Here is a 14,798-nt window from a genome sequence, read left to right on the forward strand (position 1 = left end):
CCTTGTCCTGATTTAAATTTAATCCACTATAATTATATCGTTTATTGGATTTTCAGACGACCCTTCGCTTGAAAGAGGTCGTCTGAAAACAGGTTTGCTCTATATCGTTCAGCCTTCCGATTAACGTGTATTCAGGGCTTTAATCACGCTGTCGGTAATGTCGTAACGTGCGTTGACGTAAATCACGTCCTGCAAAATCACATCGTAGCCTTCGCGTTTGGCAAGATCGACGATGATGCGGTTGGCGTTTTGCTGGAGGGCGGCAAATTCTTCATTGCGGCGCAGGTTGTAGTCTTCTGCCAGCTCCGCCTGTTTCTTGCGGAACTGCTGAACCAGCTCGCCCCAGCGTTTTGCCGCAGCTTCACGCTCTTTGCCCTGCAATTTGCCTTCGGACAGGGATTTTTCGAGCTTTTCACCTTCTTGCTGCAATTTCTGCAAAGCGTCCTGACGGCTGCGGAATTCTTTTTCCAAGGTCGTCTGAATGCGTTGCGCCTGCTTGGACTCAAGATAAACGCGCTCGGTATTGATAAAGCCGATTTTCTGTACGGCTTCCGCCGCCGCAGCTTGGTTCATCAACCCGAAGCCCAATAAAGCCGCGCCGCCGAGGCGGAAGGCGTTGGCAATGATGTTCATCTGGATTTCCTTGATTTTGTATCCCGCCAATCAGCGGGATATCGGTTTGTTTTTAAAAAGAGGCAGAACGCCCTGCCCCTTTTCCTTCAGGTCGTCTGAAAAAGTTTATCTGCATAGGGATTTCGATTTTCAGACGACCTTGTTCTGCCTACGTCAGAATGTGGTACCCAATTGGAACTGGAAGCGTTGGATTTCGTCGCTGTCTTTTTTCTTGATCGGGTAGGCGTAGCTGAACTTCATCGGACCCAGCGGCGAGAGCCAGGTTACTGCCGCACCGGCGGAGTAGCGCAACTCTTCCTTGAAGGTCGATTTGTGGGTCTTGCCTAAGCCGTATGGGTTTTGAGCGGCATTGTTGGTGTAGTAGGTATTGCTGCTGCTGTCGTTATAAGTTTTACCGTCCCATACGCTGCCCGCGTCGGCAAACAGGCTCAGGCGGACGGAGCGGGAATCTTTGATGCCCGGCATCGGGAACAGCAACTCGGCGGAAACGTTGGCTTTTTTGTTGCCGCCGTAGCTGATTTTCTCGCCGTATTCGTCATAAACTTTCGGACCCAGCGTGCCGCTCTCGTAACCGCGTACGGAGCCTAAGCCGCCGCCGTAGAAGTTTTCAAAGAACGGCATGGTTTTGGTTTTGCCGTAACCGTTGCCGACGCCGACTTCGCCGCCGAGCATCAGGGTGAAGTCTTTGGTCAGCGGGAAGAACCAGGTTTGGTTGTGGGTCAGCGTGTAGTATTGCAGGTCGCTGCCCGGCAGAGCGATTTCGCCGTTGATGCCGGTCATGTAACCGCGGGTCGGCCACAAGGCGCTGTCGGTTTTATTGCGTCCCCAGCCGATCGTACCTTTGTACAGCCAGCCTTTGAAGCTGCCCACGCCGTCCGTGCCTTTACCATATTGGTTGATAAAGTCGGCATAACGTTTAGGCGCGCCTTTGTAGGTATTCACGGTCAGGTGTTCCGCCGCCAGACCTAAATTGACGCGGTCGTATTCGGTCACGGGGATGCCCATGCGCACGCCCGCGCCTGCGGTGGTGGTTTTATATTGTTTCGCGCTGGAAGAGGCTTTACGCGGATCGTAAGACTTGCCGTAAATATCGTAACCGAGGCTCACGCCGTCGGGTGTGAAATACGGATCGGTAAACGACAGCGAGCCGTTCAGCGTGGTTTTACTGCGTGAGGCGCGCAGAGAAACGGATTTACCCGTACCGAACAGGTTGTCTTGGGAAACGCCTACGGACATGACCAAGCCGGTATCCTGAACCCAGCCCGCACTCATATCCAGCGAACCGGTAGAACGCTCGTTCACGCTCATGTTCAAATCGACTTGGTCGGGCGTATTGGCAACCGGTACGGCATCGAATTGTACGTTGTCAAAGTAACCCAGCAGCTCGACACGCTCTTTGGAACGTTGCAGCTTGGAAGTGTCGTAAGGCGCGGATTCCATCTGACGCAATTCGCGGCGTACGACTTCGTCACGGGTTTTGTTGTTGCCGGTGATGTTGATTTCGTTCACATAGATTTTGCGGCCGGGTTCGACATTCAGGACGAAATCGACAGTTTGGGTCTCGGCATTGGGCACTGGCTGAACGTTGACTTCGCTGAACGCGTAGCCTGCCGTACCCATGCGGTTTTGGATGGCTTCGAGCGATTTGACCATTTGGGCGCGTTCGTACCATTTGCCCTTTTTCATGGTCAGCAGTTTTTGCAGCTCTTCTTTCGGCACTTCGCGGGTATCGCCTTCTATGCGCACGTCGCCCCAACGGAAGCGTTCGCCCTCGTCAACCGTGATTTTGATGGTTTGCTTGGTTTTGTCTTCGTTGGTCTGGATGTCGGTATCCAGAATGCGGAAATTGAAATAGCCGTTGTTTTGGTAGAACTCGCTGACGCGCTCCATGTCTTGCGAGAATTTCTGCTCGTTAAACTGGTTGCTCTTAGTCAGCCAAGTCCACATGCCGCCTTCGCTCAAAGACATTTGTTTCATGAGCTTGCGGTCGGAATAGACTTTGTTGCCTTCAAATTCGATGTCGGTAATCTTGGTGGTTTTACCCTCATCGATGGCGATGTCGATGGAAACGCGGTTACGCGCGAGTTTGGTGACGGTCGGCGTGATTTGGACCGACTGTTTGCCGCGGCTTTTGTATTCTTCCTTCAGGCTGGCGACAGACTGGCTCAGCGTGGCCGGATTGAAGTATTGGGATTGCGCCAAACCGAAGGATTCAAGGTTTTTCTTGATTACATCGTTTTGCAGCATTTTCGCGCCGGTAATGTTCAGCGTGCTGATGGTCGGGCGTTCGATAACGGTCAGCAAGACCTGATTGCCCATGGTCTCTACGCGGACATCGTCAAAAAAACCGGTCGCATACAGACTTTTGATGATTTCTTCGCTGCGTGCGTCGCTGAATTGGTCGCCGACTTTGACGGGCAGGTAGTTGAAGACCGTACTCGGTTCGGTACGCTGCAAACCTTCGACGCGGATGTCTTGAATGGTGAAGTCGGCAAACGCCAAAGGCGACATGCCCAATACCATCAAAGCAGAAGCAATCTGTTTCAATTTCATAAAATTATCCAAACAAACGGTTGATGTCATTAAAGAAAGCCAGTGCCATCATTAAGAGCATGGCAGCCAGTCCGAGGCGCAGGCCGATTGCCTGTATGCGCTCGCTCAAGGGCTTTCCGCGTATCCATTCGGCAGTGTAGAACACCAAATGCCCGCCGTCCAACACGGGAATGGGCAACAAGTTCAACACGCCTAAACTAATGCTGACCAACGCGAGGAATTCCAAATAGCTTTGAAATCCCAGCTGTGCCGTTTTTCCGGCGACGTCGGCAATGGTCAGCGGGCCTGAAATATGGTTCAGGGAGGCATTGCCTGTAATCAGTTTTCCGAAGAATTTTACCGTCATCCAAGCGTTGTTGACGGTTTTGTCCCAGCCCATCGCAAATGCTTCTGCGACAGACGGCTTATATTCGCGCTTGATTTCTTTTATCCACGCTTTGTCGTCTTGAGGACCGAAGCCTACCCTGCCGACCAGCGTTCTGTCGGGTTGCTGGATACTGTCGGGGCGGATGGTCGTCTGAAAAGTTTGGCCATTGCGCTCGTAGCTCAATTCGATTTTCTTGCCCGGGCTTTGGCTTACGATTTCCACCCATTGCTGCCAAGACTCGATGTCTTGTCCATCGGCACTGATCAGCTTGTCGCCTTTTTTCAAACCGGCTTTTTCAGCCGGACTGTTTTCTGTCACTTCGCCGACACGGGTGGTGATTTTAAAAGGCGACAACCCGATATAGCCTTGGTTTTTCGCAATTTTACCTGCTTCGGGCGTGCCGGCGGCATCGATAATCCGCATGGTTTTTTGCCCTGAGGTCGTCTGAACGGCAACATTTACCTTGCCTGACTCGATGTTCAACACGATTTCTTGCTGGGCTTTTTCCCACTCGCCGACGTTAACGCCGTTAACCGAAATAATTTTGTCTCCGGGCTGAAAACCGGCTTTGGCGGCAATGGTATTTTGCTCGACCATGCCGACATAAGGGCGGATTTCGGTAACGCCGAAGGAAAAACTCAAGCCGTAAAGCAGAACCGCCAGCGCGAGATTAGTCAGCGGACCTGCGGCAACGATGGCGATACGTTTGACGGGATGCTGTTTGTCGAAAGCGTAAGGCAGGTCTGCCTGCGCCACCTCGCCCTCGCGCGTATCAACCATTTTGACGTAACCGCCCAATGGGATGGGCGCCAAACACCATTCGGTATCGCCGCGCTTTCTGCTGAAAAATGGTTTGCCGAAGCCGACGGAAAAGCGGACGACTTTGACGCCGCACAATCTGGCGACGATGTAGTGTCCGAACTCGTGCAGGCTGACCAAAATCAGGATGGCAAAAATAAAAGCTAGAAGGGTTTGCAAAAGAATCTCTCTGGTTGGGTATGGGTTGACGTTGTCGATGTTTCAGACGACGTATCAAGGCAGGGGTCGTCTGAAAAACATTCGCAATGTGTAGAAAATATTATTGGCTTTATTTTGCCGATTATAAAGTCAGTCTGCCGTTTTGTCCGCCACACATGACGGGTGGGCGGGTTTTCAGACGACCTGTCATTTTTTATCGTTGCGGCACGGTTTATCCCAATGCGGCGATAAATTCCTGCGCCTGCCTGCGGGTAACGGCGTCTTGCGCCAGCAGGTTTTCGATGTTGCCGAGGTCGTCTGAAAAGTCTTGTGCGAGACAGTGGGCGACGGTTTTGGCAATGTCGGTAAACTTAATCTGCCCGTCTAAGAAGGCGGCGACGGCGGCTTCGTTGGCGGCGTTCAAGACGCAGGGCGCGGCTCCGCCCGCGTTCATGGCTTCATAGGCGAGCTTCAGACAAGGGAAGCGGTCAAAGTCGGGCTTTTGGAAGGTCAACGCAGACAATGCGTCGAAATCCAGGTCGCCGACACCCGAATCGATGCGTTCCGGCAAGCCCAAACAATAAGCAATGGGCGTACGCATATCGGGATTGCCCAGTTGCGCCAGCACGGAGCCGTCACGGTAGCGCACCATGCTGTGTATCACGGATTGCGGATGGATGACGACTTCGAGTTTATCAGGCGGGCAGTTGAACAGCCAATGCGCTTCAATCAGCTCCAAACCTTTGTTCATCATGGTGGCGGAATCGACGGAGATTTTGCGCCCCATGCTCCAATTGGGGTGTTTGACCGCTTGCACGGGCGTAATGCTGTCGAACGTGCCTAAATCGGCCGTCAGAAACGGGCCGCCGGAAGCGGTCAGGATAATCGAGCGGATGCCGTGTTCGTTCAGACGACCTGTGTAATCGCGCGGCAAAACTTGGAAAATGGCGTTGTGTTCGCTGTCGATGGGCAACACTGCCGCGCCGTTTGCGCGGGCGGTTTCCATAAACAACGCGCCGGAAACCACCAGCGTCTCTTTGTTCGCCAGATAAATGGTTTTGCCTTTTTGCGCCGCCGCCAGCGCAGAAGGCAGGCCCGCCGCACCGACGATGGCGCACATGACACCGCTGACTTCATCGGCAGACGCCACATCAACCAATGCCTGCGCGCCATATAAAACCTGCGTCGCCGTGCCGTCGCGTTTCAACAGTGCGTCAAGCCGGGCGGCGTGTTCCGCATCGGCAACGACGGCATAGTCTGGGCGAAATGTTTGACATTGAGCCGCCAGTTTCTCAACCTGCTTATGCCCCGCCAGCGCGAATACGCGGAATTTTTCGGGGTGGCGCGAAACAACGTCCAGCGTGCTTTCGCCTATGCTGCCGGTACTGCCTAATATGGTCAGGACTTGTGGTGTCATGGTGTGTTCTTTATGTACTGCTTTCGGATTTCAGACGACCTTTGGGCTTGAGGTCGAAAAGGTCGTCTGAAAACGCTTATTCGATATTGTGTTTGATGTGTTCCAACGATTTTTATAGTGGATTAACTTTAAACCGGTACGGCGTTGCCTCGCCTTGGCTCAAAGAGACATTCTCTAAGGTGCTGAAGCACCAAGTGAATCGGTTTCTGTACTGTCTGTACTGTCTTGCGGTTTCATCGCCTTGTCCTGATTTAAATTTAATCCACTATAACCGCTTCAGAACAAGCTTTCAAAGGCGGCATAGACGCTGATGACGGCAATCAGGCTGTCCACGCGGTCAAACACGCCGCCGTGTCCGGGCAGCAGATTGCTGCTGTCTTTGATGCCCGCCGCGCGTTTGAGCCAGCTTTCCAACAGGTCGCCACATACGCTGACAATGGTCAACACCAAACCGATTAACACGGTATTGAACCAGCCTGCGTCAAACGTGAGCCAACCAGCCCACCACACCACAGTCATGTACACTGCCACGCAAATCGCGCCGCCGATTGCGCCTTCCCAGCTCTTGCCGGGGCTGACGGTCGGTGCGATTTTGTGTTTGCCGAACGCTTTGCCGCTGAAATACGCGCAAACATCGGCAACCCACACCAAACCCATCACGGCGAGCAGCGACAAGGCGTAATCGGGATGCGGACGCAGGGACATGAGTGCGAACCAAAACGGCATGACCAAAAGCCAGCCGACGGTATAAGCCTGCCAGCCGCCATTCAATTTCCATTTGAATTTCAGCCACAAAGGCATAACGACCAGCCAAAACGCCAAAACGGCGTACCAGACGATATCCGGCAGCGTCCAACCGCCTGCATAGGCGATGACGCCGAACACCAGCGTCGCGGCGAGATAATGATTGGTTTTCAGTTTTTCCAATCCACTCATGCGGGCGTATTCCCACAGCGTAACCAGGGAAATCAACCCGCAAAATGCCGCCCACAGCCATTGCGGCGCGTAAAACAGCATACCGAGCATCAACGGCAGCATCCACAGCGCCGTGATAATCCGTTGTTTCAACATTTTTAACCCCTTTGCTGCTCTACCGGCAGCTGTTCCGAAGTGCGGCCGAAGCGCCGTTCGCGTTTTTGGAACGAGGCGACAGCATCGTCCAAGGCTTTGCTGTCAAAATCGGGCCACAGGGTATCGGTAAAATAAAGTTCGGCATACGCCATCTGCCAAAGCAGGAAATTGCTGATGCGTGTTTCGCCGCCGGTGCGGATGAACAAATCCGGCTCGGGCGCATCGCCCAGCATCAAGTGTTTCGCCAGCGCGTCTTCCGTAATTTCGGATACGCCTTCGGCAATCAGTTTGTTTGCCGCCTGCAAAATATCCCAGCGGCCGCCGTAATCCGCGGCGATGCTCAGGGTCAGACCGGTATTGTTCGCCGTCAACGCTTCCGCCTCTTCGATGCCTTGCAGAATCTGCCGGTTGAAGCGTTCGCGGCTGCCCAACACCTTCAGGCGCATATTGTTTTCGTGCAGACGGCGCACCTGCTTTTGCAAAGCCTGCAAAAACAGCCCCATCAGGAACGACACTTCGTCTTCGGGACGGCGCCAGTTTTCAGTTGAAAAGGCAAACACGGTCAGATATTGCACACCCAGTTTGGCGCAATGCTTCACCATATTTTCCAACGCGTCCAAGCCGCGTTTGTGCCCCATCACGCGGGGAAGGAAACGCTTTTTCGCCCAACGGCCGTTGCCGTCCATAATCACGGCGATATGCTTCGGAACCGAAGTATGTTCCAAAATGGTCTGCGTGCTGCTCTTCATCTCTGCCTTTCGCAGCGCGGCGGTTCAAAGGTCGTCTGAAACGCCGCGGACAAGGGTTTAAATCGCCATCAAATCTTCTTCTTTGGCAGCCAGCGTTTTGTCGGCTTCGGCGATGTATTTGTCGGTCAGTTTTTGAACCGCCTCTTCGCCACGACGTGCTTCGTCTTCGGAAATTTCTTTGTCTTTCAAGAGTTTTTTGATGTGATCGTTTGCATCGCGGCGCACGTTGCGGATGGACACGCGTCCTTCTTCCGCTTCGCTGCGTACGACTTTAATCAAATCTTTACGGCGCTCTTCGGTCAACATAGGCATAGGCACTCGGATCAAATCGCCGACGGCTGCCGGGTTCAGACCCAAGTTTGAATCGCGGATGGCTTTCTCGACTTTGGCAGCCATATTGCTTTCAAAAGGTTTTACGCCGATGGTGCGCGCGTCCAGAAGCGTCACGTTGGCAACTTGGCTGACCGGAACCATGCTGCCCCAGTATTCAACTTCCACTTGGTCCAACAGACCGGTATGCGCACGGCCGGTACGCACTTTCGCCAAATTCTCTTTCAGCACTTCTACCGAGCGCTGCATTTTGCTTTCCGCTGTTTTTTGAATATCGTTAATCATTTTCTGCTTTCAAATAAGATACTGAATTTAAAACCTCGCCCGGACGCATGACCATCCGAACGGCAAATCAAGCTGTTAACTGCGCATAGTACCGTCATTCGGCGATTCCGACAAGGCAGGGGCGGTTTTGGGCCTTGTTTCTTAACTGATATTTAAATGCCGTTGCACATGAGTTTGGGGCGGAAAAGCATGGACGGCCTCGATACAGCCGCATTCATTTGCGTATAGACAAAAAGGTCGTCTGAAAACCTTGTCAACCGGTTTTCAGACGACCTTTATCCTATTCCGCCTCCAACCTCTCTATGGCGAAAGGCAGGGTGCAAAACAGGAAAATACGCTCCTGTTACGATGCAATCACGAACCAAAGACCTCGAAGAAGCAGGTATATCAATAATGTGATGGTAATGTTGTTGTATCGCCATTTCATTTGGTTGATGGAAAAAACCAGCAGTATGAGGAGAAAGAATTGTCCTATGTATACCCATACCATGTCTGCTGACAACAATACGGCACAAATCAATCCCAAAGGCAAAAGAATCATCCAAGCAGGCAACGAAGCAATCGCCCACTTCGGTTTTCTATTACGTGCACGGACAAATTCTCCAATAGAAGAAAAGGTCGTCTGCTTCTGCGTAATCAAAGACAAAATACTCATGCCGCCATAAGCTACGGCGCAAATATACAGCAATTGTTTATAGTTGCTTACGAAGCTAATCGCAGCTAAAGGCGTAAGAAGTCCAAGTACGATAAAAGTCAATCGGGAAGAGCGCAGGTGCAGGCGTTCTGCCATAGCCGCGCGGGCGGCAACGCTGCATAAGACAACAGAAACAATGGAAGCAATAATTGGAGATACTGTATTGGATACACCTTCACTCAAGTATGAAAGATCTTCCGCGGCGGACAACATACCGGTTACGAACATGACCATGACAACAAACAGCAATAGGAGTTGCAACAGAGATCCTTCCCATTGATTGTTGCCGCGTTTGAACTGCAAAGCATTGACCAATATCATGCAGGCGAGTGCCCATGAGTTGAGCGGCATAGTCAACCATATGATGAAAACATCGCTGTCTTCATGGTTGAAATGAAACATCGTTAGGCCGATCAGTATCCAGCCGACAAGGAAAATAACCCAACCGGTCAAAGGCGCGACAACAATCCTCGCCCAAGCCATCTGCCACGGAGACAAAGAGGACATGCGCAACTGGTCAAATGCATTGCTGGAAACGTCTTGGCGCAGACTGCGCTCAATCTGCAGATAAAGGGCAATATTTGAAATGCCGGTACCGAACGCACCGACGCTGGCAATATATTCCACCAGGTTTTCAGAATTGGCATTGGCAAAAACAAACAGGCAGTAGAGTATGATGATGCCTGCAATCATGCCCCAGCTCATGTTGAGCCACATCAGCCTTTGAAATTCGGCGTTAACCCGGATTTTGGGGATATTCAATTTATTGTCCATCGGCTTGCTCCTGTTGCTCTTGTTGCTCCTGCTTGTGGAGATTGAGGCTGTTTTGATAACTGTTTAGCAGCGACGCCTTAATGACGGACGCTTCGCTCAAAGGCAGGTTTTGTTCAAACAGCTTGCGCAACAAGGCTGCACGAGCTTCTTCGCCCGCATCCAATATGACGGTAACGGCATGATTGTTCCATTCTGCCTGCTTCACGCCTTCCGTATTGCGGACCCGCTCGAATATGGATTCATCCAAACCGACAAATTGCAGCGAAACAGTCTGATCTTCGTTAACATCATCATTAACAGATTGAAATGCCTGAACACGTCCGCCTTTGATAACCAGCATATGCGAACAATATTCGTCCAGCTCGGAAAGAATATGGCTCGACACCAAAATGCTCATGCCTTCATCTTTGAGCTTCAGCAGCAACAAAGACAATTCATGTCGTGCCTCAGGGTCAAGACCGCTGGCAGGTTCATCCAAAAGCAAGAACTTAGGACGATGGATGATGACTTGCCCGATACCGACACGCTGCTTCTGACCGCGGGAAAGGTCGCTGACTTTGGCATACAGTTTATGTTCCAAATTAAGCAGGCGAACGGTTTCCAGCAGCAAATCAGGAAGTCGCGCATCAGGAATACCGCGGGATTTGGCGGCATACGTTAAGCACTGGATTACGCTCAAACCATCCGGCAAACCAAAAAAATCAGGCAGGTAGCCGAGTTTGGAAAAACTTTCGCGCGGATTATCAAGAATAGGCAGACCGTCAAGCAAGACATCGCCGGATGTCGGGATTTCCAATCCTGCCATACAACGCATCAAAGTGGATTTGCCGGCACCATTAGGTCCGATTAATCCGGTAATACTGCCCTGCGGAAGCTCAACCGAGACATCGTACAATGCCTGCGTATTGCCGTAGTAAAAATCTAGATGTTGGACATTAATCATAATATTTATAAGATATGAAGGGGTTGGATGCAAAAATCGGGGCGCTAACGCCGACTGACAAACTTTTATCACACGGATGAAATGACAAAATGGCTTTTCAGACGACCTCAAACATTTCTTGGCATTTCATGATAAACATTCAGCCTCAGCCGTTTCGATCTTGAGCCTTCGTATTATCAACAAAAAACTGTTTGACATACAAAAAACTGCTTCTGCGGTCGCTTTAATAGAAGGACGGATAACTTTACCCTATATCAGCGTACTTAAAAAAGCGGCAAGGACATCTTCCAAGCCGCTTTTCTGTCATTGGTTTGTTACCTTCCAACCTATAAATGGCATATGGAACATCATCAAACATCTCAAGAGATACGTTTTCAGACGACCCCACAATGACTTAGGGCGGCAACAAACGAATAATAGACAAATCCTGTTACCATATTTTTGACAGTTTTTCTTTAACTTTAGTCTCCATTTCTGCACTCAAATGGCGACCCAATATTTTGCCGAAATCCTCTTCAGGCGTATAGTTCACCAGCTCAGGGGCTTTGACGACATCTCTAGCGACACTATATACGCTGCCGAAATCATCAATCAATCCTACTTCTTTAGCCTCCGAACCAGTATAGATACGGCCGCTGAAAACATCAGAATACTGCTGATCTTTCAAACGCTTTCCGCGTCCGAGTTTAACCGATTTAATAAATTCCTTATGGATATCGGTCAGCATTTTTTCCCAAATCTGAGTTTGTGCGGGCGTTTCAGGAGAAAACGGATCGCCCATACCCTTATTGCTGCCCGCGATTTTCAGACGACGTTTGATACCGATTTTATCCATCAGCCCCGTCGCATCAAACCCTCCGCCAATCACACCGATACTGCCGACCACGCTGGACGGGTCCGCATAAATCTTGTCAGCCGCCGCCGCAATGTAATAACAGCCCGATGCACACATATCCTCCGCCACCACATACACAGGAATGTCTTTATGCTCCGACTTCATACGGCGGATTTCGTTAAACGCAATATTGGAAACCACAGGCGATCCGCCCGGACTATTGGCGCGGATGATAATCGCTTTAGCATTGGGATTATTGTAAACCGCCTCCATACCGGTGCGCAGCATCTCAACCTGATCATCAAGTTCATTGCCGATTTCACCTTTCAAATCGATCACTGCCGTATGCTCCCCGCTGCTTTGCACTGCATCGGTATCGTCTCCAAACAGTGACGCAATAAACATGAGAAATAAAATCACACCGATAACACGCCAAATATTGCGCCAAATACGTGCGCTACGCTGCTCTTTATAAGAAGCCAGCAATACTTCGCGCAATACTTCGCGCTCCCAAAACGAGCCGGAATGAGATGAGGGATTATTCCCCTCACGAGAATAAGGTTCCTGCATGATCGGTACTTTCATTGTTCAAATTTTGACACTCGGAACCACAAATCAGGTAGCTCCAACATTTTAGAGGATGTCTCCTATCCAATAACCCCGCATTCTACCGTCCTAAAAGATAAAATTTCAATCATCAGCAAATATTTGAACAAAGTTTTCATTTTATAACGAAATTTTTGGTTTCCTCATTAGAGGGAATCCAAAGAAAACAGCGTCAAAAAATGATATGGGATATTATGCGCAGCGATAAAAGCTTGAAGGGAGATTTATGATAACTATTTTGAGTAATCGGACTATTCCTATCATAATGCTGTGTTGTTCGGCAGTGTGTCACAGCCAGTAGAGTTTATCTCCGGCAAAAATACCGATACCGTCGATATAAACATTAAAAGCGCAGACGCCTATTCCGGAAAACGCTTTTTTCAAAACATCCGTAGGAGTGTAGCAAGCGTAGATTGGGGCGGAAATCCAACCTCTATCAAGGTCGTCTGAAAGTTTTCAGACGACCTCTTTACCAATAGCAGTCGTCCTGTTCAATTGTTCATATGGCTGTGATACACCACCATCACAAACCTGCCGACCACATTTTCTAGGTAAAGAATCGATTGTTTTATTCCCTGAAAGCGCAGGCAGACTATGAAAATGCAAAAAACGTCAGGAAAATGCAGAAACTAGCCACAGACGATTTAAATAACTTACTTGTCTATTTAAAGGACTAAAATGACCAATCAAGTTAAATATGATCGCAATAAAGACCGTCAGGGATTGTTTAAAGAAGATTTTTTTAAAACCAGTTATTCTGAAAATCTACAACTGCTGCAAGAGTGGATAGAAGAAAGTAAGAGTGACTCAACTATTCCTTCAGACGCACTGCCTCAACAACTTTATTTAACAATGCTTACAGAATACACCGCAGGATTTCCGATAGAAGACATCAAGAAGCGTATGGAGCAGATAGTTTATTACTGTAAGCAATGCCTGGATATACACAGGCAATACGGGCAAAAGGAAGACATCATGTTTATTTGGGGGCCGGAGGAGTGGGCGGGAGAAGAGCAACCCAACATTATCGGACTTTGCCTATTGTTCGAACGGATGGATTGGCTGGAAACCATTAAAGACAGCCTCAATCCCTATAACGATGACGAAATGTATTACGACCCTTCGTTCAGGGCTTTGATGAATATGGCACTACCCACGAAATTTGATCCCAGCGCCAAATTTGCCAAAGGCGGGCACAACTTCCGCAAACCCCTGCTACAAGCAATCATGGCAGAAAGCAAGGAAGAATCCCTGAAATATCTCAACACCTACCTCTCCGGTTGGTACGAAGGCAACCGAAAAATCGGTAATCTCCTGATTGACACACATTTGAACCAAGATCCCGAATATGGGGGCTATATCGGCTACTGGAGCTTTGAATCCGCCGCAGTCGCCTATTTAAAAGACTTGGACGACACCTCCCTGCGGCAGTATCTGTACTACCCCAAAGACATCGTGGACTGGGCGCGGGAGCAGAAGCTTAAGCACGAGTAGGAGTAATACGGCAAGGGTGGATTGATATGAAGAGAATCGTTTTATTATTCTTTATTTATAGTAGTTTCGCTATGGCAGAACAAAATATTTTTCCTGTTCATGAAGTGCAAAATTTGTTGGGTTATGGGCAGTTAGAGTTTTTAAAGCCAAATAAAAAAAATATTTTTATGCGCTATACAATGAAAAATAAAGGAATAAAAACATATTCCTTACAAGATGGCTGTTATCAAAAAGATAAAGTAGATAATTGTGTATCTGAAATGGTTTATCTGGAATCTTCGCCTGATGGCAAGTATTCGATATTTATGCATATAGAAGGAGGCATGGTAGAGGATTTGGAAGAAAATTCTTCGCATTACCATGAAACTAATAATATTTTGATTTTAAATCATAAAAGCGGGTGTTTGGTTATGGCGCCTTCTAAATACTACGTTAATTGGAAAGGAAAACATACCTTAAGTGATGGGGATGGAGATAGAGATATTGATTTAAATAAATATTTTAGAGGAATACCTATATTTTATAGAAATAATAAATTGGATGCGGAAAATTATTATGGCGTAGATAATGTAAATAGTTGCCGTAAATTTCAATTGTAAAAATTACCTTCTTATTGGTGCTATCCAGCAAGCGTAGATTGAATTGAAAGTCTGTTATTGAGGTCGTCTGAAAAATTGAGGATTTTTATTTTCAGACGACCCTTCGTCAAGTGGATACAGATTCAGGATAAACCGACCCGTAGCGTGGGCTTCACCCACGACCTTCCGCCCGAACATCCGAATCTAATCATCTCTGTTCATTCGTGGGTAGAACCCACGCTACGGGCGGCTGGCTCTCCCGTCTGGAGGGAGAGAGCAGCTCTACGGTTTGCACGAATTTGATTTTACCTAAAACCATAAAGCCACTCCCATCCTAACCTTCCCCCGTCGGACGGGGGAAGGAACAAGTTGCCGTTGCAGCAAATCGTAGCGTGGGCTTCGCCCACGACCTTCTGCCCGAACATCCGAATCAAATTATTTATGTTCATTCGTGGGCAAAGCCCACGCTACGGCTGCTAAAAATATAGTGGATTAACTTTAAACCAGTACGG

General features: G+C 49.3%; 12 protein-coding genes. 2 read left to right on the top strand and 10 right to left on the bottom strand.

The window, feature by feature from the left end; all coding sequences use genetic code 11:
• Window positions 1-120 precede the first annotated feature (120 nt).
• The 10 genes from HMPREF2726_RS06500 to HMPREF2726_RS06545 form a co-directional block, all read right to left on the bottom strand.
• The gene (locus HMPREF2726_RS06500; protein ID WP_174263552.1) at window positions 121-573 is read right to left on the bottom strand and encodes an OmpH/Skp family outer membrane protein; all 453 of its coding nucleotides are present in this window, start codon (window positions 571-573) and stop codon (window positions 121-123) included.
• Between the two features lie 213 nt (window positions 574-786).
• A complete protein-coding gene (bamA, locus tag HMPREF2726_RS06505; protein WP_003758915.1) occupies window positions 787-3,186 on the bottom strand; it encodes an outer membrane protein assembly factor BamA in 2,400 nt (799 codons plus the stop codon).
• A gap of 4 nt (window positions 3,187-3,190) precedes the next feature.
• A complete protein-coding gene (rseP, locus tag HMPREF2726_RS06510) occupies window positions 3,191-4,531 on the bottom strand; it encodes an RIP metalloprotease RseP (RefSeq protein WP_009312628.1) in 1,341 nt (446 codons plus the stop codon).
• A 211-nt stretch (window positions 4,532-4,742) separates the two neighbouring features.
• The gene (gene ispC, locus HMPREF2726_RS06515; protein ID WP_070602702.1) at window positions 4,743-5,927 is read right to left on the bottom strand and encodes a 1-deoxy-D-xylulose-5-phosphate reductoisomerase; all 1,185 of its coding nucleotides are present in this window, start codon (window positions 5,925-5,927) and stop codon (window positions 4,743-4,745) included.
• Window positions 5,928-6,203: 276 nt separating this feature from the next.
• Window positions 6,204-6,998, bottom strand: a complete 795-nt coding sequence (locus tag HMPREF2726_RS06520; RefSeq protein ID WP_009312626.1) for a phosphatidate cytidylyltransferase — start codon at window positions 6,996-6,998, stop codon at window positions 6,204-6,206.
• 2 nt (window positions 6,999-7,000) lie between these two features.
• The gene (locus HMPREF2726_RS06525) at window positions 7,001-7,747 is read right to left on the bottom strand and encodes an isoprenyl transferase (RefSeq protein ID WP_003758925.1); all 747 of its coding nucleotides are present in this window, start codon (window positions 7,745-7,747) and stop codon (window positions 7,001-7,003) included.
• Between the two features lie 57 nt (window positions 7,748-7,804).
• Entirely contained in the window at window positions 7,805-8,362 is a 558-nt protein-coding gene (frr, locus tag HMPREF2726_RS06530) for a ribosome recycling factor (RefSeq protein WP_003758927.1), read from the bottom strand.
• 343 nt (window positions 8,363-8,705) lie between these two features.
• Window positions 8,706-9,830, bottom strand: a complete 1,125-nt coding sequence (locus tag HMPREF2726_RS06535; RefSeq protein ID WP_049223798.1) for a hypothetical protein — start codon at window positions 9,828-9,830, stop codon at window positions 8,706-8,708.
• Window positions 9,820-10,773, bottom strand: a complete 954-nt coding sequence (locus HMPREF2726_RS06540; protein WP_070602704.1) for an ABC transporter ATP-binding protein — start codon at window positions 10,771-10,773, stop codon at window positions 9,820-9,822. The genes HMPREF2726_RS06535 and HMPREF2726_RS06540 overlap by 11 nt, the downstream gene beginning before the upstream one ends.
• 430 nt (window positions 10,774-11,203) lie before the next feature.
• On the bottom strand, window positions 11,204-12,178 hold the full coding sequence (locus HMPREF2726_RS06545) for a S49 family peptidase (RefSeq protein WP_039863262.1): 975 nt from the start codon (window positions 12,176-12,178) through the stop codon (window positions 11,204-11,206).
• 714 nt (window positions 12,179-12,892) lie between these two features.
• Between HMPREF2726_RS06545 and HMPREF2726_RS06550 the strand changes: the two genes are divergently transcribed.
• Complete coding sequence (locus HMPREF2726_RS06550) at window positions 12,893-13,708, top strand: PoNe immunity protein domain-containing protein (RefSeq protein ID WP_003758942.1); 816 nt, start codon at window positions 12,893-12,895, stop codon at window positions 13,706-13,708.
• Window positions 13,709-13,734: 26 nt separating this feature from the next.
• Window positions 13,735-14,307 carry a hypothetical protein gene (locus HMPREF2726_RS06555; RefSeq protein ID WP_003758944.1) on the top strand — a complete coding sequence of 191 codons (573 nt, stop codon included), beginning with the start codon at window positions 13,735-13,737 and terminating at the stop codon, window positions 14,305-14,307.
• Window positions 14,308-14,798: the final 491 nt, after the last annotated feature.

Origin of the sequence: Neisseria sp. HMSC074B07 (assembly GCF_001810355.1) — a bacterium.
Lineage (GTDB): Bacteria > Pseudomonadota > Gammaproteobacteria > Burkholderiales > Neisseriaceae > Neisseria.

What these genes read in the sequence shown, in the direction of transcription:
- frr (WP_003758927.1), bottom strand. Translation starts at nt 8,362, where the DNA reads ATGATTAACGATATTCAAAAAACAGCGGAAAGCAAAATGCAGCGCTCG.
- HMPREF2726_RS06540 (WP_070602704.1), bottom strand. Translation starts at nt 10,773, where the DNA reads ATGATTAATGTCCAACATCTAGATTTTTACTACGGCAATACGCAGGCA.
- HMPREF2726_RS06535 (WP_049223798.1), bottom strand. Translation starts at nt 9,830, where the DNA reads ATGGACAATAAATTGAATATCCCCAAAATCCGGGTTAACGCCGAATTT.
- HMPREF2726_RS06550 (WP_003758942.1), top strand. Translation starts at nt 12,893, where the DNA reads ATGACCAATCAAGTTAAATATGATCGCAATAAAGACCGTCAGGGATTG.
- HMPREF2726_RS06520 (WP_009312626.1), bottom strand. Translation starts at nt 6,998, where the DNA reads ATGTTGAAACAACGGATTATCACGGCGCTGTGGATGCTGCCGTTGATG.
- HMPREF2726_RS06555 (WP_003758944.1), top strand. Translation starts at nt 13,735, where the DNA reads ATGAAGAGAATCGTTTTATTATTCTTTATTTATAGTAGTTTCGCTATG.
- ispC (WP_070602702.1), bottom strand. Translation starts at nt 5,927, where the DNA reads ATGACACCACAAGTCCTGACCATATTAGGCAGTACCGGCAGCATAGGC.
- HMPREF2726_RS06525 (WP_003758925.1), bottom strand. Translation starts at nt 7,747, where the DNA reads ATGAAGAGCAGCACGCAGACCATTTTGGAACATACTTCGGTTCCGAAG.
- HMPREF2726_RS06545 (WP_039863262.1), bottom strand. Translation starts at nt 12,178, where the DNA reads ATGCAGGAACCTTATTCTCGTGAGGGGAATAATCCCTCATCTCATTCC.
- HMPREF2726_RS06500 (WP_174263552.1), bottom strand. Translation starts at nt 573, where the DNA reads ATGAACCAAGCTGCGGCGGCGGAAGCCGTACAGAAAATCGGCTTTATC.
- bamA (WP_003758915.1), bottom strand. Translation starts at nt 3,186, where the DNA reads ATGAAATTGAAACAGATTGCTTCTGCTTTGATGGTATTGGGCATGTCG.